Raw genomic sequence first — 22,923 nt, forward strand, 5'->3', positions numbered from 1 at the left:
CACTTTCAAAATAGTCTTTATTCGTTTGAGAAATGATACTTGATACGACTTGTTTTCTTATACTATCGTCTACACTATAAATCATTAAGTGGTCATTTACCGCACTATCATGGGCAACAACTTCCACTTCTTTAAAGTCAAGACCCATTGGAATTTGTCCTAATTGTAATGCTTGTTTCACTTGTTTATGGTTACGATATGTCATTAAGTCAATTACTTCTGGCATCATTGGAATTGCTTTAGGAAGCTCTCCTTGCCATGCTTCATCCATTTCATGTGCTTCTTGTTGTAACAACTGAATTTGCTGCAATTCGTCTTCTGCTGTTGTTGGTAATGCTGTTTGGAATAATGTAGGATTTTCTAGTTTTATCAGTGCACGTCCTGTAATTTCTTCAATCTTAATATCAGATCGTCCTACAATACTTGATACTTCACTATGATCAATCATGTACAGACAAGGTTGTACCTTAATGTTATTGTATAGTTGAATGCGTAGTGCACTTTGTCTACCAGCACTAATCAATGTATGAATTCCTACACTTGCACCTTCTCTGACAACTTGCATCATAAGCATTTCAAACTCTTCGTAAAATCTAGCTTCTTTTACCGCATCGTAATTATCAATTGCTACAATGATATTCGGAACTTTATTTCCGCTAGCTTTTTCATACATTTCTAAGCTTGCTACGTCATATTGGCTTAACATGCGCTTACGAGCTTTCATTTCTTGATTTAATCGTTCTACCAATTTTAAGCATTTTTCTGTTTCGTCAATTGTAATTGTATCTGCCACATGAGGTAATCCTTTTAATGGTAAAAGACCATTTGTTCCAAGATCGATTAAGTACACATGCAAATGCTCCGGACTATGCTGACGTGTCACATCCATAATAACTGTTTGTAAGAACGTTGATTTTCCGTATCCTGGACTTGAGAAGACTGCAACATGACCGTCTTTACTTATGTCTAACGTAAGCGGTGTTTGTGCTTGTAGTTCAGGCTGGTCTAGTAAACCAACTGTTGCTTGTAATGGTTTCTTTTCACCTGACCATGCTTCTTTAAAGTTTACTGGATGTAAGTCTTGCAAGAATATTTTCTCTGGAAGCGGTGGTAACCACGGTCTTGGTAATGCTTCAATTCGATTTTCTTCTGTGTAATCATGAATATAATCGATAACCGCATCAAGTTCAGTCGGTACAGTTGTGATTTCCGTTTTGTTTCCGAGTCCACTCAAATCATCACTCAAAATCTCATACTGCCCAAGCTCATTAATCGCATAAATCGTCGTATCTAGCTGTTCTTGGTCCTCTTTGTTTTCAATATAATCCGCTCCGCTCCATGCACTTTGGAACAGTTCATAGATTTCGTTATTTCCGACTTGTAAGTACGCGCGGCCTGGCAGTGTAATTTCTGCGGCATCTGGTGTTTTTAAAATTTCGTTACTGTCGGATGCGTTTTGTACTTTTAGTGCTAATTTGAATTTGGAGTTACTCCAAATTTGGTCATCTACGACCCCACTCGGTTTTTGCGTTGCTAGGATTAAGTGGATTCCTAGTGAACGACCGATACGTGCCGTTGATACTAATTCTTTCATAAATTCAGGTTGTTCTGATTTTAACTCAGCAAATTCATCTGAAATTAAGAATAGGTGCGGCATTGCTTCTTTCGCTTTGCCTTGTTTGTATAGTTTTTGATATTGGTTAATATGGTTTACATCATATTCGCCAAATAGACGTTGACGTTTTTGTAATTCTGCTTTAATCGATGCAAGGGCACGCATACTTTGAGCGCCGTCTAAGTTCGTAATTGTTCCTAATAAATGCGGTAAGTTCTTGAATAAGTTCGCCATTCCGCCGCCCTTATAGTCGATCAGTAGGAATGCGACTTCATACGGATGGAAGTTTACCGCTAAAGATAAAATGTACGATTGAATAATTTCTGATTTACCAGACCCTGTTGTACCTGCGACTAATCCATGCGGTCCGTGTGCTTTTTCGTGTAAGTTCAAGTTGACGATGTCATCTTTACCACGTAAGCCCAGCGGTACAGCTAAACTTTTAAATGTTTCGTTTTTCGCCCAGCGAGCCTTAATGTTTAGCTCATGAATTTTTTCAACGCCGTACATTTCAAGGAATGTAACACTTTCTGGAATACTGTTTCTTAAGTTTTGCAAGTGATTCAGCGGTGCTAATGCACGAGAGAACTCTTCTTTGTTGAAACCATCTGGGAAGTGATCGAGCGTAAAGTGGCGATTCACTAGTTCACCTTGTTCTAAGATAACATTCCCGTTTTTCGCATCGCGAATATCAATAACTGTTTTCACATGTTCCGGTAAACTTTGCATCACATCTTCTACAAAGATGAGAGATACACCAAGTTCGCTCGGGTCTCCGTTAAAGAACTCCATTACACTATGATCTAAAATTAGTTTTTCATCTGTAATCGATACAACGTAATGAGGTGCAAAATACATTTTTTCATTGGAATTGCCTTTCTCTTCTAATGCTAATTTGCGTTCCTTCAGAATTTGATACAAACTGTTCAATACTTGATCTCGGCTTCGGTCATGATACACGAACCCGCGAACATTAATATCTCGTAAACTCGCATGCGGTAACCAGCGCATCCACTCCCAGCTTGCTTTTTCTTCTTCTGGGAAAATCGTAATGAATTGTAAATCATAATAACTATGAAACAGAGCTGTTTGCATAACGAGCATTTGCAGCTGTTCGATTACTAATTTTCGTTGTCCGATATAGCCTACCGGGCCATTCACTAAGTCGGTCACAACTGGTACATTCTCTAAACCCATATATTGCGAACGTAAGCCGCTTGCAGCTTCTACTAATTCATCTTTGTTTTGCGTAAACTCTTCTTTGTTAAACTGAATTTCAAAACTAGAATCAACGCGGCCCAATCCAACCCGATATGTCAAGAAATCATGGTGGAACATTGTTTTTTCATAGATTTGCGAATCTACTCTTACTGCCATATCACGAATTTGTTCAATGTTTGGATAATGATAATCTAAAGCGTGCCTTTGCTCTTCACTTGCGGCATACAATTCTTGCGTTTTCTGCTTCAAATAATTTTGATAACTTTCATTCCGTTCTTTCGTATCAATTCTGTATTTCTTTAAATTCTTTAAATATGTGGTTAATGCAATAATTACTGTTACCACTGTCATCCCGAGTGATGCGAGAATAAAAATCCCGCGGGGCTGAAAGATTGAAACGACTACAGTCAACACGATCATCACAATCGGCGGGACGATCATCTGTGCCAGGTGTTCACTTGGTTTTGATGGTAGGTGAGATGGCTTTCCAATCGTTAGTTTTTCCTCTGGCTCACGGTAAATAATCCGCGGCGAACGATGATAATTCGGATATTCATCACCTAAATCATTATCAGCTTCCATTAAAGGTGTTAATTTTGATGTAATGCGATTAGGTGAAGCTAATATTTGAATATCTTCTTTCCCAACTTTGATTGTTACACCATCAAAATACAGTTGATCGCCTGGTTCAAGCATTGCCTCACCAGTCATGCGAAAAAAGTTGTGATATACATAGCCGTCATTCACAACGACTTTAAAACAATCTCCCAATGTTTCACGGATAAACAGCAAGTTAGCAGCTGTCATATTTTTAATTGTCACATCATCGCGATCCGTTGCGCCAAACGAAATACTATACTTGGACGCCATGTCATACACATACTCTTCTCCTGCATCCGTTAAGTAAAAATGCATTTGTTTCTCTTTCGTAATATCTAGAGTCACATGTTCATTTGCACGTAATGCTTCATCCTCAAGTTTCCATGCTTCGCCGTCCCACTTCACCACTACACGCGTTTCCAAGTCCGCGTAAGTAACTGTGTCGGACCATTCATTTCCGATTGTGACTAATTCACGTTTTTTCGGATTAAGATGACATTTATGCAGTTGATTACCGTAACTAATTGTTAGTAGTTGTACCATCTCTATCTCCCGTTTCTTTTATTTTTATTTCGTCTGATGTCTAGTTCGCTTTATTTCCTGATGGGTTTTTATTTGATAAGTCATCTGAGGAATTTGTATTATATTTTTTTTGGTACTCTTCCAATTGTTGCTGATATTTCTGTACTTTTTCTTCACGCGCTGAACCAGTCAACTTCGGATCATTTTTCACTTGTTCAATTTGTTTAATTAATCCGTACATAATCAATTGCGGATCATCGATATATTTCGCAAGATCTAAAGACTTAGAGAAATCTCCGCGCCCATTGTAAATCCAATATAATAAATAATTTTTATCACTTTTTAGACTCACGTTCTTCATAATTGCTGCTTTTTGATCATCTGTTAGTTTTTCTGCCTTCACGTATGAAGAAGCTAAAACATATTTAGATGCATCCGGTAGTTTTTCAGGATCTTGCTCCTTTAAAGTGCTAATTACTTTATCGTAGTCTGTCGCCAAGAAATTCTTATCTGCTTCTAACAATTTATTTTGATACGGCATTTTTACAAAACTGAAATAGCCAAGCGGTACTGCGAGAACAATCGAAGCAACAATCATCAAAATGGATAATCGTTTAAATAAACGGAATCGTTTTTTCGGCACAAGCTGCATATTTTTCTCTGTTGTCGTTTGTTCTCTTCTGTAATGCTCATTTAACAACTTTACAAGGTCATCAAATGTACCAGTCTCAACGACATTACGTTCGAATGCTGTATCTTTTGCATTGTTCAATGAACCAGAATACAATTCATCAAAACTATATTTTTTCGAGAATATTGCGACAACTAAACATTTATACTGACGTAAAAACTTCTCATCATCTAAGCGATACGGTGGTACAATATCACGGATACCACGATAAACTAGATAGGGCATATAATTGTCATCGAATACTAGATTGTCTGGATGAAGGAAGAAAGTTTTTCGCGTTTGTAAGCACTCTTGAAAACGAGCAGCATTAAGCAATAATCGTAATTTATCGTTCTTTCCTAGTTTGTGTACATCTTCCCATTCCTTTGTATATCCCTTAACGTTGAACTCAAATGTAAACATATCTTCATGATCTTCTACTGTAGCCGGTACAAAGAAGTTAGATTTTTCTGTGATTAACTCTAATTGCCGCATGTCCTTCACACGCGTCTGTGATTTCGATAACTTCAATGTCCGTATATGCTCAGTCGTTTCAAATAGATACTGCATCGAATCTAGCTGAATCGTTCTCTCTGTCATAGTCTCTTACTCCTCTTTTTCATGTTCTTTTCTATATAAATTCATTTTGATTCTTCAACATATAAGTCGCTGCCATGTAGAAGTGATCCACTCTTGCTTTCTAGCTTTGTTTTTTGACAAAAGCAGTAACTGACCGCTTCTATGCACGGTCAGTTACTCTCACCTAACTAAAAAGAAAGGTTTTTAATTCTACAAAACTTTTAATATATCCCCGTCCGTTACCTGATAATCAATTAACCGATCATCGTCAGTGAGTAACAGTTCTTTATTAACAACCTTAATAGCGCAGCGAGAAACTTCAATCACATCAAGTTTTAGTGCTTCAGCAATGTTCATGAGCAGCTGTTTGACGGGCTGGTGGGTCGGGATACGCAGATCATATAATCTGCTATCCCATTTACTAAAGTCAATTGTGACATTAATATGTGTTTGTCCTGCCATACTTCCTTCTCCCTTACTGCCAAATTTTCCGTATTACAACATAAATGCCGCAGCAAATTGCTAGTACTATACCAGATAGGATTCCTATCATTTGTGTGCTGATAGGTTCCGTTTCTAGTTGATTAGTGTTTTGGTCAGCGTTAACAGCGTTGCTAACCGTATAATTTTGAGCAAACAAGCTGTTTTGTCTGTCCTTCACAGTTGTATCCTTCTTGTTTGATGTTACAAACAATGAGTCATTTAAAGCTTTCGTTTCGCCCTCTATTTGTTTCTGCTTCTCTTTAATTACATCTTTTGTTTGTTCTTTAAACAAGTCTGGTGCGTGTTTTTCAAGCTCAGTTTCTTGGGGTTCCTTTTGTTCCTTTTCGACTTTTTCCTGTTGCATCTGTTCCACACGATCCGTTTTCAAATCCATCTTTCCGTTATGATCAAGATAGCTGCCCGTATCAGCGTGAAGGGACGACGGAGCAAGAAAAAGCAACAAAAAAGCAGTAATGAAACTAGCTCGTATGAGAATCAGCTTCATATTCATCCCTTTCTTCTGCCCGGTATTTGCGTATGACGAACAAGTTTACCACAAGGCCAATAACGACAGCTGCCATTAAACTATACATAATAGTCGACCAATTTGCTCGGTCGTTTGCAAAACCAGTAATCATAATCTCAATATATTGAAGCGGTGAAAATTCACGTATTTTAGCAGCAGTCGACATTTTATCAAGATTCAACCCAACTGCATCTGTCAGGAACAGATACAGGCTAAATATGGCTAGCAAAATAAACATTCCGACCATTTTCATTTGGCGTAATAAGTAGCCTGAAATGAGAACTAGCACTAACATAATGCTGGTAAACATGCTGATCCATACTGGGAATTCTGCATGACTAATTTTCAATAAATAGCCTGAAATACCGCCAATTAGAATCCCTTCAACTACTCCAATACCAGCTTGAACAGCTGTAGTTGGTACGTTTTTCAGTACCAATGACATCTCTTCCTCAAAAGCACTTTTTTCTATACGTTTTCGTTCTTGGTTTGAAATTACATAAGCTGTAAATAGAGAAACAATGAAGCAAATCAGTACTAATAAATATGGTGTAAACGTATCTGCGGCTACAACAACACCATCGTTTTTCTTTTGCACTGGGTTTGCAAGGAAGCTATATAAGTTTTCGTTTTGTCGGTCGCCAACGCGACTGTTTGCGAGAACTTTCGTGAAATTTTTCAAGTAATCTTTATCATCAATTAGTTTCTTACTTAGATCACCCGAAAGCCTTGTCGCCTGACCAACTAGCGAATCTCCACTATCCTGAATCGTTTTCGCTTGGTCATCGATATTATCAAACGTTTTATACACATCGTCAGCTGATATTAAGTTACTCTTCGACTGATCAGCGAGTATCTGACTTTGTGTATAAATAGACTTGAATTCCCCGTCTAACGCAAGCGTCGCCGTTTGTTCACCATCACTATTTGTCACAACTTTCCCTTGTTGATCGATTAGTTTATTGCTTGTTTCACGCCATGTTGTTAAATTTTTTAACGTTTGCGTAAGATTCGTATTCATCGAGTTTGCTTGCTCAGTTGTCTGCTTAATTACTTCTGTTAAATGTGTAGAATTTTTATCTGCTTCATCAACCAATTTAAGATAAGCATCTACTTTGTCTTTCAAATCTTTTGTTTGTTGCTGTACTTCTTCTGTCGTTTGCTTAGCAATGTATTCCGCTAATAAGTCAAGCACATCGCGTTTGTTGAACAGGTAGTATAATGCATTTTGATGTGATTCTGTTAAATCCGCAAGTGATTTTTTATTAAAATCCTCCGGTAAATCGGCTGATGCCTCAAACCCGTAATACAAGTTATACATGTTAGATAGTTTTTGATAATTTTTAATCGTATCTTCAACTGCTTGTATAAGCTTATTAGTCGCATTCGAATCTAACGACGACATAACTTGGTGAGTAATATAATTATTATTTACATGTTTCCATTCCCCTTCTGTATTCGTCTCTTCATCTTTTGTAGGGGGCTGCTCTGTTTGTGTCTCTCCATCACTTTTTCCTGGCGGTTCTGTTTGTGTCTCCCCATCACTTTTTCCTGGCTGGCTACCACCATCTTGCGTTTGACCGTCACTTTTTCCTGGCTGGCTACCACCATTTTGCGTTTGACCGTCACTTTTTCCTGGCTGGCTACCACCATTTTGCGTTTGACCGCCACCTTCACCTGGCTGGCTACCACCATTTTGCGTTTGACCGCCACCTTCACCTGGCTGGCTACCACCATTTTGCGTTTGACCGCTACCTTCACCTGGCTGGCTACCACTATTTTGCGTTTGACTGTCACTTTTTTCTACCTTCTTCAAAGGATTTTGATAAGTAATTGTACGTGATTGACCTAGTATAGGCGGTTCAGTTGGTTTTGGTTTCATGTCAGATGATGGATTATCAATGACATAATCTGTATCCTCTTGTGTCAAATTCCAACTCCAAGTTACAGGCTCAAAGACAGAAATATTACTGTTAGCATTTTTTAAACGTAATGTCGCTTTAATTTCGAAATCGCCTTTGTCTGTAGCTGGCAAAACAACTTTTTTATTTTCAAGGTACTCCTCTGTGTAATCTACTTCATTTCCGATAACCAGTTTTACACTTGTCACTTCATAATCGTCTGGTACATTTAATGTGATATATTGCCCTTCTTTTTTCGTAGCTGGCAATACTGCTTTATCGTTTACTTCAACACCAGATGTCGTCAAATTATCTTTAATTTTTTTTATCATTTCCACCATTGGAATAGTATCTGTACCTCGCGCAGGTGTATAAAGTTTTTCCGCATTATATTTATTTGTGATATCAATAACATTTTCCAGTTCTTTCTTCGTCCCATCTGATAAACCAATGTTTTGAATATCATCTTTATTTAATGACGGCAACTGATTAATAGCCTCTTGAATCTTTTGATTCGCACGATTATCCGGTGCATCAAAGAATTTATTTAAATACACGTCTTGATGACCCTCAGAAGAATTTGAAATTTCCTGCTTTAGCTTTTCAGTTATTGATGCCGTAAGCTCTGGTCCTAGTCTATTTGCTAACTCAGTGTTGTGACTGCGAATTTTCGCACTGTTATCACTCAAATACTTTTGCATACCAGCTGAATCCGATAAAATATTAGGCTGCTCTTCTTTCAACTGAAATTGATCGTAAATTACTTTATTCGCTAATTCTAAATTAGCAAATTGTTGCATTATATCTGTTGTATTCATACTTTGGTCAAACTGAGTCAACTGTGTCGTGAAATCCTTTAAGGCAAGGCCATTTGCTTCCTTCATTTTATTAAAATCACCAAAAGCTGTTTGACCGGTCTGATTGGATTTCATACCTTCATTCAAATTGTTGCTAAACCCATTTAAAATCTCTTGTAACCCTTTAAAACTGCCTTTCGCCACACCTGTTTGATCTTGAACACCTTTAAACTGCTGTGTGTAACCAGCTAGCGGGCTATGAACCTCTTTATTGTACACATCGGTGTAAGTTTGTTCTTTTTTTACAAGAGTTGTAATGTTATCCTGCGCATTTTGCAAGTTTCCGATAATGCTAGCGAAATAAACATCGATAATTCGGCTGTTGAAATCTCCAAGTATCGAACTTGCTGTTTTTTCTGCTTCTGCTTTTATATCATTATTACCAGTTGTATTTACCTTGTAGTTAAGCGTCACCTTTTCCGGCGCATTCGACTCAATTGATAATGCTTTTTTGGAAAAATCGTTCGGAATAACGATCATCATATTATAGACGTTACGTGATAGTCCGCTTTCTGCTACCCCGCGGCTAACTACATACCAATCGTGCTTATTATCTTTTTCCACACTCGTAATAAATTCATTACCAAATTCAATCTTTTTGCCACCCAGGTTTGCACCTTGATCTTCGTTAACCAGCGCAACCGTCATCTTTTGTGTTTCTTTATCACTCTTTCCTTTCTTCACTTGATTCAGTGCTAGAAAGGATGTTCCAGTAGACAGCGCAAGCGTCAGTATAATAAAAAATACTATGCTCCACTTTATTTTTTTCACACATCACCACTCCTGCTAGTAAAACTCTTTGTCTGTATACTGTTATTCGCTTACTTCTAGTAGTCGCGAAAACGGATACTCCTTTTCATACCCACAATAAGGTGAAACTTTCATTAGTAGGAGCTTTACTATCCGCTAATGCGAGAGAGATGCAAACAAACTTCAAGCTACCTTATACTTTTTTTACTAAGCATTTATATTTATTTTGTAGTATAATCCCAAGAAAAATGGCAGCATCTCTCCCCTTTTTTGCAAATAATCCCAATAAATAAACCACGCAGCACTTGCTGCGTGGCTCACTACTCAGAGAATTTACTCGCGCCCGTTACTATGTAAAGCATGAAAAATCCCCTAATCTACTAACAAACATCACCGTAATTAGCTAAGTCCAAAATTACGGGATAAGTCTTCATCATGTCGAGCCACAGCATCTGCTGTATCCTTCAATTGTCTTTCGATGTCATGTAGTAATTGGGCAAAATTTCTTACCTTCGGTGCTAATTCGATAAATTGTCGGTCAAACCCTTCGAATGCACGACCTTCCCATTCTCCACGTAAGTCTGATTGTAAGTTTGTTAAATCGCGTAGAATGTCCTCAATTTGTTGACCACCGTTACCATAACGAGCTGCTTTTGCTTTAAGCTCCTCTGGGCTCATACGAATTTGTCCAGCCATTTATATTCCCCCTATCATTTTGTGAAAACTGTAAAATATACTTCAATTTTACTTACTAAATTATAACAATAAATAGAAAAGTTGAAAAGATTTTTTTACTTTTTTGGATATTCTTATCATATATTGGTGTTTTTTTCTTGCTTATGTATATAAATAAAGGGGGGCTGGTGCAAAAACTTGGGGTACGGAAACGATTCTGGGTATGAGGGGCCACTCTGGGATTTAATTACAAATTAAAAAAGAACTTTATTCAAGTTCTTTTAATCTACGATACAGGGCGGCCTGACTCACACCTGTAATTTGGCATATTTCTTTCACTGTTTTAGTGGTATGCTTCCGTAATTCAATCGCATGATTCATACCTGGGTGTTTATCCATGTATTTCTTCAATCTTCCTCTATACACTCATTTTGTTTCGCTAACTTTATTCCCGCACGTTGCTTTTCTTTAACCATTTCTCAATCAAGTCCATAGAGGGGAGCACCAATATGAAGGAATAAATTGAATTTTTGAGGAGCAATACAAGGTTCTAAAGCCATTTTTGACTGAGGATACAAAAGAACGGATTAAAAGAGCATTAAAATAGATTAATATTCCAAAAACTAACATAATGTAATATAATGTAATTTGTATGTCCCATTATTTAGAAGTTGAAAGGAGTCATTATGTAATGCTTATTTGGAGAGGTAAAGGACTGTTAGTAGTCTTAGCATTAATTTTAGGGAGTCTGATAAGTGGAATCTTTTCTAGTATTTTGCAATTGGACACGGTACATAACCCTGGATTTATTTTTAATGGAATATTTTGTACTATATTTATAGCAATGAGTAATTATTTTTTCACTAAAAAGTTTATATCTGATAGTGTACGAACACTCGTCGATGAAAATACCGGAGAAAGATTTCAAATAAAAGATAACTCTGCCTTATTTTTCATTCGAAATAAGTATTGGACTTGGATTATTCTAGTTTTAGGTGTTGGACTTACTATTACTGTTAGTGCGCAATTATCATAATTTTTTTATTATTATATAAGGGATTACCTATCATTAAAAAAAACTCTGATTTTTTTAAAATCAGAGTTTTTTTTATTAACTACTTTTAATAATTTAAATTACATATATTCATAAATTGATTTTATTTAAAATAAAATTTTTATTTATAAGGGTCGCCCCACATGCTCATCAAGCTAAAATTTTATAGTACCCCCAGAACGAAATTTTTATCTCTCTACAGTTATTTATGTGAATTCAGCTCGTTTTTTTCGTTTTGGAGGATAATTAGTTTTTTAACTTGATGGCGATAGGGAAAACGCTTTTCGTGTAAGCGTCAAATATTCCCCACCTACTATTTTTATTGTATATTTTAGAGTTACTTGACGTTTACTCTATTCGAGAAAGAAAAGCATCTAGAGAATTAATTATGGAAAAAGATCGATATGGAAGAGGCTTGAAAAATTATATAAAAGATATTAGGTCAAGGAAAAGATGTCTTTGCGTGTGGTTTGTTCCGAAACACTTAAATCTGTTGATTATATTTAAATGCTCCTGTAAAATTATACTAGTTTTTATTAATGCAAACGCTTTCGTAAAAATAGGTGTTAGCTTATAATCTACAATTAATCTTTATTTTATGGGAGGCAGTTGTAGTAGGGGGGAAGGAATTTATTTAGTTGCTATCATACTTTAGCTGTATAACGGCTAATTTTTGTAAAAGGGGAAGTAGGGGATTTATAAATGATTGAAGTAAAGAATGTTACGAAAAGCTATAAGATTTTAGAGCGAAAGCCAGGTTTAATGGGTGCAATAAAAGCTTTAATAAAACGGAAATACTATGATAAGCAGGCAGTGCAACCGATTTCTTTTTCTATTGAAAAAGGAGAAATGGTTGGATATATCGGATTCAACGGTGCGGGAAAGTCAACCACTATTAAGATGTTGTGTGGAATTTTAACTCCAGATACTGGTGAAATTAAGGTGAATGGAATTATTCCATACAAAAATAGGCAGGAAAATGCTAAAAATATTGGAGCTGTTTTTGGACAACGGACACAACTTGCTTGGGATATACCGGTGCGGGAGTCTTTCGAACTATTAAAACATGTTTATGAGATTCCAGAAACAAAATATCAGGAAATGTTGCATTTATTTGAAGATGTACTGGATCTCGGAACTTTAATGCCATTACCTGTTCGCCAGCTATCACTTGGACAAAAAATGCGTTGTGAGTTGGCTGCTGCTTTTCTTCATCAACCTTCTGTTGTATTCCTAGATGAACCTACAATTGGTTTAGATATTGATGTAAAGGAAAAAATACGTAGTTTTATTAAGGAAATGAATAAGAAATTGGACGCAACAGTTGTATTAACTACTCATGATATGCAGGACATAGAAGAGCTTTGCCAGCGAATTATTATTATTGATAAAGGGTCTATTATTTATGATGGGGACTTACAAGATTTAAAAGATCGTTTTTCTTATAACCGCATCCTATCTTTAGAATTAGAAGAGCACACAATGTTTGAGATCCCTGTATCATTACAAAATTACATAGTGGTACAGAAGAATGAAACAGAAAATGAATCTCGCGTAGAGTTAAGTTTTCACACAAAGACAGTTTCATCGGAATTTGTGCTTTCCGAACTTGCAAGGCACAATAAAATATCAGATTTGACGATTTCAAACCCTAAATTAGAGACAATTATTAAAGATCTTTATCAGCATGGAGGTGAGGAATCCCTTGAGGAAATATTGGGAAATGCTTAAAGTGCAGATAAAGCTAGATACCTCATATGCAGCGTGGTATTGGGCGGGTACATTTGCAATTATCGTTAAACTATGTACGTTGTATTATTTTTGGACTGCTGTATACGAGAATAAAGAGACTGTTGGAGCACTTTCACTATCTAATATGCTAACTTATATGGTTATAGCTTTGTTATTGGAACAATACGTATCTGGAGTAGGAACCAATTTAGCGAGAATGATTAAACAAGGTGATATAGCATTGGAACTTATGAAGCCATATCATTTGTTAGATAAACTTGTAGCGTTGGATATAGGACAAAAAATTTCTAATTCTATGCGTACAACGTTCCCTATGCTACTGTTTGCCGTCTGGTTTGTAGGAATTCAACTACCACAATCAATAGAGTCTTTTCTATTATTTACGGTAAGTGTAGTTTTAGGGATTTTAATTGGAACTCAATTAGATCTTATTATTGGTATATTAGCTTTTTGGACCGTTAATATATGGGGACTTCGACTTCTACGAGAGTCTGTTATTCAATTTTGTTCCGGAGCACTTGTCCCATTATCGCTTTATCCACAATGGTTTCAAGAAATTAGTATGTTTTTTCCTTTTCAGTCTATGGTCTATATACCTGTTTCTATTTATACAGGTTCTATTTCAGGTACCCAGGCTTATACGGCAATTGTGACACAATTCATATGGTTAATCTTTATTACAGTACTTGTTAGATTTTTATGGACTTTAGCAATCCGGAAAATCACAATATTTGGGGGGTGATTGAATTGTTGCAAACTCTTAAACGATACTCATTCTTATACATTGTCTATTTTAAGCAACACTTAAAAGTTATGATGGAATATAAAGTAGACTTTTTAATAGGAATTTCTTCAGTCTTCATTCAACAATTTGCCGCTATCTTTTTTTTAAAAGTGGTATTTGATCATATTGAGACTTTGAAAGGGTGGAACTTTTATCAAATTCTCTTAATCTACGGTATTGCGTTTGCAGGAAGGGCAATCCATCACATTTTCTTTGATAATTTATGGACGATTGGATGGCAATACATTCGGACAGGAAATTTAGATCGTTTGCTTATCCGTCCTATTAACCCGCTGTTCCAAATTATAGCAGAGCGTGTTCAGCAAGATGGAATAGGGCAACTAATAATAGGGGGAATGGTTCTTTATTATTCCATTAGTAATCTAGATATTGCAATTTCATTGGGTAATGTACTAATACTCATCATAATGATTATTTCAAGTGGTCTTATCTTTGTTGCATTAAATTTATTTTTTATAACATTTTCTTTTTGGATGACAGATAGTCTCCCTGTTGTATCAGCAGTATTCAATCTAAGTGATTTTTCGCGGTATCCGATTACAATTTATAATAAAATTATCGCATTTATCTTAACGTTTATTATTCCTTACAGTTTCACATCCTTTTATCCAGCTGCCTTTTTCTTCGATAAGGGGTATAAATGGGTATCTTTGTGTACACCACTCGTTGCTATCATACTATGTTTCATTGCTTATCGTTTTTGGAAATATGGATTAAGTGCATTCACTAGTACAGGAAGTTAATCTTAAGGATTATATGTAAGAAAGTCGGTTGGAAAAACGATTCGTTATATTGCTAAATAACATCGAGAGTTAATTCAGAAGGAGGCAAACAATTGGAACTGAAAAGAACCAGTTGTATTATTTACGTATCAAACTGTAAGTCGGTATATGATTTGAGATAAATGTTGTTTGGGCTAGTAGTGATAAATTTTCACATAAGGAGTCTAGTTATGGAGAAACATATATTAGAAGATTATTGTTGAAATCAGCCTGGAGCAATTCATGATTACAAAATAGAATGGCAAGCAGATCGTTATAAGGTGGGAGGGAAAATGTTCGCTATGTTTGGTGGGGATTTAGTGTGCAAGCCCCCATGCCCATCAAGCTAAGATTTTAAGACGTCCCCATAACGAGAATTTCACCTTTTTACAGTTATTTATGAGAATTCAGCTCATTTTTTTCGTTTTGGGGAACAATCAATTTCTTAAGTTGACGGGCATGGGGTAGCACCATCAACTTAAGAATTTCGTACGCTAAGCAAAATTTCATAAAGAAAAAGCTGATTTTCTGGACAGGTGAGAGTTATACATCGTCAATATAGAAATTATAACCAGTTAATTCGAATCAACTTATATTAACTTAGTTAATAATCTTTAAGGGAATCTAATTTAAGTAGCTAGGGTAATGAAGAAAAATCTTGAATTTTATTAAACATAAAGGGAGTAGAAAAAATTTCTACTCCAATCTCTTTTTAAAAATCATATGTTATTCTATTTCAAAAGATGTACTTCATACTGAAATATTCTATATCATTAATACTACTTTAGATTCTTAGTTATGACCTATTAATCTTCGTAATCCTCAAGTGCAATTTCTAATTTCTTAGATAAGAATCCATAAAAGTCTTTAGCTTCAAACAGAGTTTTCTTGCTTACAAGATCCCACGTTACAACTAGACATTCGCCATTTACAAGACTTGATGTATCTAGGCAATATACGTATTCACCTATATCCCATATAACAACATAACTTTTGAGAAGTCCCATTTTACGATACACTTCAGTTTCTGAAAGTATTGGTGAGTTATCTATGTAACCTGCACATGTTAAATCTATTCCTAGGACACCTCCACCACCGTAATGATTTAAAAACCATCGATAACTATCTGGGAATTTACAATCTAATTTTTTTCAAGTTGATTAATGAATTCGTCTTCAACTCCTCCAAAAAAATCTCCTTTATCTTCCCATTCGGAAAAAATGTTAGAAATCCATTCTTTCATTTAAATTACTCCTTCTTTAATTAGATTTTTGGTAATCTTGTGCTCTCTGTTTTCAGTAATAATCACGAAATCGCTCGTAATGAGCTTTTAAAATCTCATCATTTCTAAAACTTTCCCCATCATCAATTGTGCCATGAAGCTGTTTTGAGTATTCCCGATGTTTACTAGCTGGCAATTCAACCATACTTCCTGGTTCCCGCTGAGTCGTATGATGAAGTTGAATTTGTTTAAAAAAGAAAAAGCACCTTGATTTCAAAGAAGGTGCTTTAGTAATTATATTTGTTTTCTATATATTGACACATGTATAGTTGTAAAACTTACAACATCATTAACATTCTTTTTTGAATAATCTTGTAGCCTATATACATATCAATATTTTCCTATATCTCTCTTTATTTCTCAAAATGAGCCATACCAAAATTTTCATTAAACCTCTTACACCATATAGAAACTAAACCATATGCATCGATATCTACCTCTTCAGGAATTTCATAGTTTTGAGATCCTTTGTTTCCCTTTAACTTACCTAATTCAATATACTGATAGTTTTTAACATCTTCATTATTTTTTAAACTTTTCACAGGAAGCAATACCACTCGAACATCTGGACCATTAGAAGTTTCAAAATTGGTAAGTCTTAGAACGCGCTTTCCATTCGATAGTTGATAGATTGTTGCTACTCCCGTCGTTTCATGAATACCATTTTGAAACTGCCCTTTGCTTATTACTCGTTCTTGTTGTTTAACTTCTTTTGATTTTATTTCTGTTTGTGGCAATGCTTCATTAATTTGCTTATCAATAAATAATTTTTCGGGACGGAATAAAAACCATAAAATCCCCCCGATCATTACAAACCCTGCAATCAATAAAACAGATTTTATTTTCATAAAATAATCTCCCCTGTAACATCATAGTACTTATATGTAAGTTAACACGAAGGTCTTTCATTTTTATAACATAATTATTACAAAAGTCTTTCAACCGTCTCATTTCTTTTCTGATGTAACGGGAAGAGTAAACCAAAATTCACATCCCTGTTGCTTATCCGGACGATCCCGAACACTTATAAATAACATTAAATATGTATTATAATTGTAGGAATCAAGAGTAATTTATCATTTTAGCCAAGAAGACTCCTTCCTCAAGGAACGTGAAGGGTCGCAGCCCAGCGTGTTCTTTCTAGAAGAACGAAAGGATCTTCTCACTGGAATAAACAACGAATAAAGGTTGCTAGAATTCATGAATACATGACAAACGCTAGAAAAGATTACTTGGACAAAATCTCAACTGAAATCATCAAAAACCACGATGTTATCGGTATAGAAGATTTGCAGGTATCGAATATGTTAAAGAATTATAAGTTAGCAAAAGCAATTAGTGAGGTATCATGGTCACAGTTTCGAACCATGTTGGAATATAAAGCAACATGGTACGGTAAACAAGTCATTGTCGTATCGAAAACATTTGCTTCAAGCCAATTATGTTCTTGTTGTGGATATCAAAACAAAGACGTTAAAAATCTAAACCTACGTAAATGGGATTGCCCTTCTTGTAGTACACATCATGATAGAGATATTAACGCAAGTATCAATCTAAAGAATGAAGCGATAAGGCTTCTAACCGCAAGGACTGCGGAGATAGCCTAATAAATTAGAGTTCGATAGAACTCTTTACTTAGGAATCCCCCTCTTCTAAACGAAGTGAAAGTGGGGGTAGTTCAAATTGTTCTTCTTTGTTGGTGATATAATATTTTCTTCACTCTTCCTTGGAGATCCGAGCAGTTAGCTTTTGCTAGCTGCTCTTTTTATTTCTCTTCATATCAACAAGTTTTCCCTCATATCCGTTTGTACCAATATCTTTTTAAAGTACTCTAAAAAATGAACTTTATCTTAACTTTACTTTATCTTTACTTAATCTTTAGATTTCCATATTAAACTTTAAACTTAAAAGAAATAATTTGGGGTCTAAAAAGGATCAGGGAATTAGCTGTTCATTACATATTTTGTAATGAACAAACCTCCATTGAAAAATGGAATTTCTTATAAAAGGAGGAATATATGAAGAATACGAGTAAAAAACGAATAATTATATTATTCGTTTTTAGTATTTTAGGCTTAGGAACAATGCTTGGAATACTATATTTTAATCATAAAACCAATAATCATAAAAATAAAGTACTTGCTACCGAAAAACGTTTATTGCAATATGAGCCCATTTTGAAAAAAGAATTAGAACAATATAATTTAGGAGAGAAAACAGCAGTTTTGTTAGGAATTATGTACCAAGAGAGTAGAGGTGAGGGCAACGACCCTATGCAATCTTCTGAATCACTTGGATTAAAGCCAAATGAACTTCAAGAGACAAGCTTGAGCATTAAACAAGGGGTAAAACACTTTGCTCAAATGTACAAATATGGAACGGAAAAAGATGTTAGCATGGATACAATTATTCAAAGCTATAATATGGGACCAGGGTATATTGATTTTATTGCCAGTCAAGAAGTTAAACAACACTCGGAGGAGTCGGCTAAAAAGTTTTCTAAGATGAAAGTTGATCAAAATCCAGCGATGTACACTTGTGGTGGAAATAAAAATAATTTTAGGTATCCATATTGTTATGGTGATTTCACATATGCAACAAAGGTGAATGAAAAAACAAAACTTATTGAAGAACTTCTCCAAAATGTACATGACTCTTCTAAATAAATAGTAGAATGAAATGTGATGATACCGTCAGTTATTAATAATAAAATATTAGAATGGAATATACACTTTAAGTAATTCTTTTTATTGTGAAAAATCCTAATAAGTCCAGACTATAGTTTCATTTTATTTAGTAAATACACGCCTCTCGGCTGAACCCTTATCTCGTTTTTGTTAGATTGATGGCAATGGGGCGGTACCCCACATCCATCAACTTAAGGATTTAAAGTACCCCCTAAACGAAAATTTTGTGTTTTTTATAGCACCGAATTTTATTTTTATTGTTTTGGGGGCAATCTGTTCTGTTAGGTTGATAGGCATATGGCGGTACCCCCTATCGGATTAATTAGGCATAAAATTAAATGTAGACTAATGATTGGGTATTTGGTTTTTATTAAACATTATGATACGTGAAATTTTTATTTTCTTTATTAAAAAAGCTCCCATAGATCTTGCACCTATGAGAGCTACCTAAGGGTATTTCATATTCGACTTGATTCTATTGTAGCAAGCTTTCGCCAAATATCAAAAACATAATGATCCAAAACCAAATAATCAAACTAAATGCACTCTTGAATCCTCCCCATTCCCTTTTTATATTTCAAGAAAATTAACCCCTTAAACATTTGTATTTTACACTAATTTAATGATGCTATTGATATCAAAGATAATTTACATATGAATTGTAACGCAGTATATGTATTATTTGAGTCAAAAGCACCTTACCCTAATACACCACTTTATATGATTGGATGTTCAACAATAAAGGACATCCAGCCTTCTTTAGGCTCTGTTGCAAGGTTTGAAAAAAGCATAAACAGGTTGGTAAATGAGGAACAATGTTTAGGAAGTAGCTAGTAATTGTTGAAGTTCATTATACGTGGAAAAGGCGGAGTCTCTTTGAAGACTTCGCCTTTGTTTATATAGGGCATGAATGGTCTCAATACCTTTAATCGTACGTGAAGCATGACGAAGATTTTGAAATCCTGCGGATTTGATAAAACGTTTCTTTACATGCCTATGATCCTGTTCAATAAGATTGTTTAAATGTTTGATTGTACAATGGATTGTAGTTTGATAAAATCCTTGTTTTCTTAATTTGTTAAATGCGCAAAGTAATGCCGGCGCTTTATCTGTAGTGAGAACCGTTGCTTCTCCAAAATGTTTTACTAATCTTTTCATGAAGGCATAGGCAGCCTGATGATCCCGTTTTTTACGAAATTGAATATCCAATGTGTGTCCATCTTTATCAATTACACGATACAGGTAACGCCATTCTCCTCTAACTTTAATATAGGTTTCATCCAGATGCCAAGAGAGTTGCGCAGATTTGTTTTTCTTTTTCCAAATCTGATAAATGAGATCTCCATATTCATGAACCCATCGCATGATGGGTGTGGGATGGACCGATACACCATGTTCTTTTAAAATTTCAGATACATCTCGATAACTTAAAGAAAAACGACAGTAGTAGCCGACGGCTACCAAAATAATATCTTTCCTGAATTGTTTTCCTTTAAAATATCCCATTTATAATTCTCCTCACTCTGTTTTGCAAAAGTTTAGCCTAGTTTTAAAAACTTTGCAACAGAACCCAACTACGCCCGTTTATGAAGTTGAGATTTATTTGATATGCGTACTTTTTAAAGCTTATATGTATGAATCATCCCCCATATTCATTTTTTTTTATTACCTTAAATTCACCTGATTTATCTACGCTAAACAAAACATAACTCTCCTTACCATCATGTCCACCTGAAGAGCTTCTGGGCTGAAGTACTATATTATAAATACCTTCTGTTAAAACATTACTCTTTTTAAAGTCATCCATAACACTTAGGATATCCGGTATATTCCCCTGATTTTTTTCGACGTTATAATAATAATTAAAATTCACAACTCCCATATAATAAGCATTAATTCTAGATTCACTAATTTTTAAAGTTTTAATTAATTTTTTTGTGTTTAATTCTTGGCTTTGTTTGAACTTTGTAAGTAATTCTTTTTCCTGCTGTTCATCAATAGTAAAGTGTAAATAGTAATAGAAATTTTGTTTCTTCATTTCAAATGCGTCAGTAGATTCACTTAATAAGTTATATTTTTTAATAATTTTATTTGATTGTTTTAAAACATCACTATGTTGTTGAATATAAGCCCCTTTAAATATATCTAAGAAGACATACCTACTACCCTCTTCATCTATCTCATAAGAATTTCGGTCTACAGTTAAATAAGTAGTAGTATAATACGGTTTTTTTATTTCTACATAAGTTTGAATATCCCCTCCTTCAATCCAATTATCATGTGCAGAAAGAATTTTAAACTCTCCATCTTTTATCCCATAATGCTCTTTTAAATAATTCCCTACCGGTTGTTGGAGTTTTATTTTTGTAAAAACATCAGTACATAAATATAGTAGTAGTACACAAAACCCTACTATAAAAATAGTTGCTATTACTTTCTTCACTCTCAGTACACCTGCTTCCTATAACAAATAATAATTTCAACATTGCATATATTATTTAATCACAATTTATATAGAATTATCCTATTTTTTTGTTTTAGAATGGATATTGTTCTAATTTTTGGTTTGGAATAAAGTTTGATCAAAGCTTCAGGAGTTTTACCCGATGATGCAAAACGGTGCAACTTTTTTACAAACGGTTAAACTTTATTCAAAACGGTATGACTTTTTTATAAACAGTACAACTTTGTTTTAAATTGACAGTAAAACCACAAAAAGACACGTGAAATTGCTGCTTAACAACACCTTTCAAAAGAATCGTTATAACAAAAACATACATTATTGTTATAATATAATTATCCATTAAAATAAAGAGAAAACGAAATATATATTTAGGAGGAGAAATACTTTGGAAATAGATTATATAAAGAATACCCTGAGAAAAAGAGCAACTATCTTTCAAACAGGCGGAAAAAGACCCGATTTATCTATAAATGAAAGTTGGATTGGAAAGATTCCCTATTCATTACCAAATGAAACTTACCCAATCGACCGCTATCAAGACAAAATGTATGCGATCATAATGCTTAATTTAACTCAAATACCTTTTGTTCCAGAAGCAGTAAAAGATATGAAAGCCATCGCAGTATTTCTTTCTCCAAACTTTGCTAAAGATTTGTCCAACTTATCAGGAAATTTTTGTATTAGAGAATATGATTCTTTAGAGGAACTAGTACCGAATGAAATGTCACTTACGTTTCCAAATCTAAAACCTTTTCCTTTAATACCAAGATTAGTAACTGATGAGTTTCCACAATGGGATACGGAAGATTTCCCCAACAACATGCAAGATAGAATTTTTGAACTTGAAAACACAATTGAGATTGACTACTACGAGGATATTTTTGAAGAAAATCATTACATACACAAATTAGGAGGCTATGCTTGCTTTGCCCAATCAGGTATCCAATGGCCCGCGGATTATGAATTTATTTTTCAAATAACAGACGATCCAAAAGCACATTTAAAGATTATTCATGGCGGCGGAATTTACTTTGCTAAAAATAGTAAAACAAATGATTGGATTGCACATTGTGATTTCTTGTAGAAATAGAATATAAAGTGACGTATTGCCCTCTTTCTATATTTGATTCGAAAGCTAAAAAGGGGTAGGACGCACATTTTAACGCTTTTATACGCTAAGGGATTCTCAAAACTCCATAACACAAGTTAAATTGAGAATTTGATTTAAAGATGAGTTTTGAGACACTATTTAAGCTCTTTTCAGCACCTTTTACATTGAAGTGCATTTGTTGGTGATATCGCTTAGAGTAGTAAAATCAACGCTTTCTCATGTCGAATCTTGCTTAGCGTATATTTTCGTTAAAATGTTGGCGGTACGCCATAAAGTGTGTAAACAAAGCAATGTTCAATTAAACTTAGCTTTTTATCTTTCTTAACATTCAATCGCCTTTAAAGAAAGCTGTAATGATAAGGTTTTGTAGTCCTTACAGCTTTCCCAGAATGATATAGTGACCCCTATTTTATGATTCTTTGGCTTTTTGAACTACCCCCACTTTCACTTCGTTTAGAAGTGGGGATTCCTAAGTAAAGAGTTCTATCGAACTCTAATTTATTAGGCTATCTCCGCGGTCCTTGCGGTTAGAAGCCTTATCGCTTCATTCTTTAGATTGATACTTGCGTTAATATCCCTATCATGATGTGTACTACAAGAAGGGCAAT

Annotated in this window: 17 protein-coding genes and 3 pseudogenes; 8 read left to right on the forward strand and 12 right to left on the reverse strand. The window is 34.8% G+C overall.

The genetic code is table 11. The features are described from left to right. From essC to MR109_RS27595, 7 genes are all read right to left on the reverse strand, one after another. Positions 1-3,979 (reverse strand): type VII secretion protein EssC (essC, locus tag MR109_RS27565; protein ID WP_242274605.1); only part of this gene is annotated, 3,979 nt, incomplete at its 3' end. Between the two features lie 40 nt (positions 3,980-4,019). After that, the gene (gene essB, locus MR109_RS27570) at positions 4,020-5,228 is read right to left on the reverse strand and encodes a type VII secretion protein EssB (protein WP_242274606.1); all 1,209 of its coding nucleotides are present in this window, start codon (positions 5,226-5,228) and stop codon (positions 4,020-4,022) included. 189 nt (positions 5,229-5,417) lie between these two features. Then, positions 5,418-5,669 (reverse strand): EsaB/YukD family protein, encoded by a 252-nt coding sequence (locus tag MR109_RS27575; RefSeq protein ID WP_000918627.1) that lies wholly within the window; start codon positions 5,667-5,669, stop codon positions 5,418-5,420. 13 nt (positions 5,670-5,682) lie between these two features. Further along, positions 5,683-6,195 carry a type VII secretion protein EssA gene (gene essA / locus MR109_RS27580; RefSeq protein ID WP_242274607.1) on the reverse strand — a complete coding sequence of 171 codons (513 nt, stop codon included), beginning with the start codon at positions 6,193-6,195 and terminating at the stop codon, positions 5,683-5,685. Beyond that, complete coding sequence (gene esaA / locus MR109_RS27585) at positions 6,170-9,745, reverse strand: type VII secretion protein EsaA (protein WP_242274608.1); 3,576 nt, start codon at positions 9,743-9,745, stop codon at positions 6,170-6,172. Before esaA ends, essA begins: the two co-directional genes overlap by 26 nt. A gap of 378 nt (positions 9,746-10,123) precedes the next feature. Beyond that, on the reverse strand, positions 10,124-10,420 hold the full coding sequence (locus tag MR109_RS27590; protein WP_042984583.1) for a WXG100 family type VII secretion target: 297 nt from the start codon (positions 10,418-10,420) through the stop codon (positions 10,124-10,126). A gap of 246 nt (positions 10,421-10,666) precedes the next feature. Then, on the reverse strand, positions 10,667-10,798 hold the full coding sequence (locus MR109_RS27595) for a helix-turn-helix domain-containing protein (RefSeq protein WP_242274609.1): 132 nt from the start codon (positions 10,796-10,798) through the stop codon (positions 10,667-10,669). Positions 10,799-10,925: 127 nt separating this feature from the next. On the opposite strand from MR109_RS27595, the pseudogene MR109_RS27600 reads away from it, so the two are divergent. The 5 genes and pseudogenes from MR109_RS27600 to MR109_RS27620 form a co-directional block, all read left to right on the forward strand. Continuing rightward, positions 10,926-11,000 (forward strand): annotated as a pseudogene (locus MR109_RS27600) (YolD-like family protein); the annotation flags it as partial. A 90-nt stretch (positions 11,001-11,090) separates the two neighbouring features. Further along, positions 11,091-11,435: a hypothetical protein gene (locus MR109_RS27605; protein ID WP_242274610.1), complete on the forward strand. Its 345-nt coding sequence runs from the start codon at positions 11,091-11,093 to the stop codon at positions 11,433-11,435. Positions 11,436-12,155: 720 nt separating this feature from the next. Continuing rightward, positions 12,156-13,184: an ABC transporter ATP-binding protein gene (locus MR109_RS27610; RefSeq protein ID WP_242274611.1), complete on the forward strand. Its 1,029-nt coding sequence runs from the start codon at positions 12,156-12,158 to the stop codon at positions 13,182-13,184. Further along, on the forward strand, positions 13,159-13,947 hold the full coding sequence (locus MR109_RS27615) for an ABC transporter permease (RefSeq protein WP_242274612.1): 789 nt from the start codon (positions 13,159-13,161) through the stop codon (positions 13,945-13,947). Before MR109_RS27610 ends, MR109_RS27615 begins: the two co-directional genes overlap by 26 nt. Positions 13,948-13,952: 5 nt before the next feature. After that, positions 13,953-14,753, forward strand: coding sequence for an ABC transporter permease (locus MR109_RS27620; RefSeq protein WP_098791329.1), 801 nt, complete (start codon positions 13,953-13,955; stop codon positions 14,751-14,753). Between the two features lie 824 nt (positions 14,754-15,577). Here MR109_RS27620 and MR109_RS27625 read toward each other — a convergent pair. The 3 genes and pseudogenes from MR109_RS27625 to MR109_RS27635 all read right to left on the reverse strand — a co-directional run. Continuing rightward, positions 15,578-15,862, reverse strand: a pseudogene (locus MR109_RS27625) (SMI1/KNR4 family protein); the annotation flags it as partial. A 204-nt stretch (positions 15,863-16,066) separates the two neighbouring features. Beyond that, positions 16,067-16,270, reverse strand: coding sequence for an HNH/ENDO VII family nuclease (locus MR109_RS30150; RefSeq protein ID WP_277931124.1), 204 nt, complete (start codon positions 16,268-16,270; stop codon positions 16,067-16,069). Positions 16,271-16,406: 136 nt separating this feature from the next. Further along, positions 16,407-16,901 carry a DM13 domain-containing protein gene (locus MR109_RS27635; RefSeq protein WP_242274615.1) on the reverse strand — a complete coding sequence of 165 codons (495 nt, stop codon included), beginning with the start codon at positions 16,899-16,901 and terminating at the stop codon, positions 16,407-16,409. Positions 16,902-17,177: 276 nt separating this feature from the next. On the opposite strand from MR109_RS27635, the pseudogene MR109_RS27640 reads away from it, so the two are divergent. Further along, positions 17,178-17,660, forward strand: a pseudogene (locus MR109_RS27640) (RNA-guided endonuclease TnpB family protein); the annotation flags it as partial. A gap of 411 nt (positions 17,661-18,071) precedes the next feature. Further along, entirely contained in the window at positions 18,072-18,719 is a 648-nt protein-coding gene (locus MR109_RS27645; protein WP_242274616.1) for a lysozyme family protein, read from the forward strand. A gap of 840 nt (positions 18,720-19,559) precedes the next feature. On the opposite strand, the gene MR109_RS27650 is transcribed toward MR109_RS27645, so the two are convergent. Beyond that, positions 19,560-20,246, reverse strand: coding sequence for an IS6 family transposase (locus MR109_RS27650; protein ID WP_242274617.1), 687 nt, complete (start codon positions 20,244-20,246; stop codon positions 19,560-19,562). 133 nt (positions 20,247-20,379) lie between these two features. Next, positions 20,380-21,183, reverse strand: a complete 804-nt coding sequence (locus MR109_RS27655; protein WP_242274618.1) for a hypothetical protein — start codon at positions 21,181-21,183, stop codon at positions 20,380-20,382. Positions 21,184-21,589: 406 nt separating this feature from the next. Here MR109_RS27655 and MR109_RS27660 point away from each other — a divergent pair, with 406 nt between their 5' ends. After that, positions 21,590-22,288: a DUF1963 domain-containing protein gene (locus tag MR109_RS27660; RefSeq protein WP_242274619.1), complete on the forward strand. Its 699-nt coding sequence runs from the start codon at positions 21,590-21,592 to the stop codon at positions 22,286-22,288. Positions 22,289-22,923: the final 635 nt, after the last annotated feature.

The organism is Bacillus cereus group sp. BfR-BA-01310, assembly GCF_022664325.1.
In the GTDB taxonomy this organism is placed as follows: domain Bacteria; phylum Bacillota; class Bacilli; order Bacillales; family Bacillaceae_G; genus Bacillus_A; species Bacillus_A paramycoides.

Coding starts and splice junctions, on each gene's coding strand:
- MR109_RS27635 (WP_242274615.1), bottom strand. CDS start 16,901: ATGAAAATAAAATCTGTTTTATTGATTGCAGGGTTTGTAATGATCGGG.
- essA (WP_242274607.1), bottom strand. CDS start 6,195: ATGAAGCTGATTCTCATACGAGCTAGTTTCATTACTGCTTTTTTGTTG.
- essB (WP_242274606.1), bottom strand. CDS start 5,228: ATGACAGAGAGAACGATTCAGCTAGATTCGATGCAGTATCTATTTGAA.
- MR109_RS27595 (WP_242274609.1), bottom strand. CDS start 10,798: ATGGATAAACACCCAGGTATGAATCATGCGATTGAATTACGGAAGCAT.
- MR109_RS27645 (WP_242274616.1), top strand. CDS start 18,072: ATGAAGAATACGAGTAAAAAACGAATAATTATATTATTCGTTTTTAGT.
- MR109_RS27610 (WP_242274611.1), top strand. CDS start 12,156: ATGATTGAAGTAAAGAATGTTACGAAAAGCTATAAGATTTTAGAGCGA.
- MR109_RS27575 (WP_000918627.1), bottom strand. CDS start 5,669: ATGGCAGGACAAACACATATTAATGTCACAATTGACTTTAGTAAATGG.
- MR109_RS27650 (WP_242274617.1), bottom strand. CDS start 20,246: ATGGGATATTTTAAAGGAAAACAATTCAGGAAAGATATTATTTTGGTA.
- MR109_RS27590 (WP_042984583.1), bottom strand. CDS start 10,420: ATGGCTGGACAAATTCGTATGAGCCCAGAGGAGCTTAAAGCAAAAGCA.
- MR109_RS27605 (WP_242274610.1), top strand. CDS start 11,091: ATGCTTATTTGGAGAGGTAAAGGACTGTTAGTAGTCTTAGCATTAATT.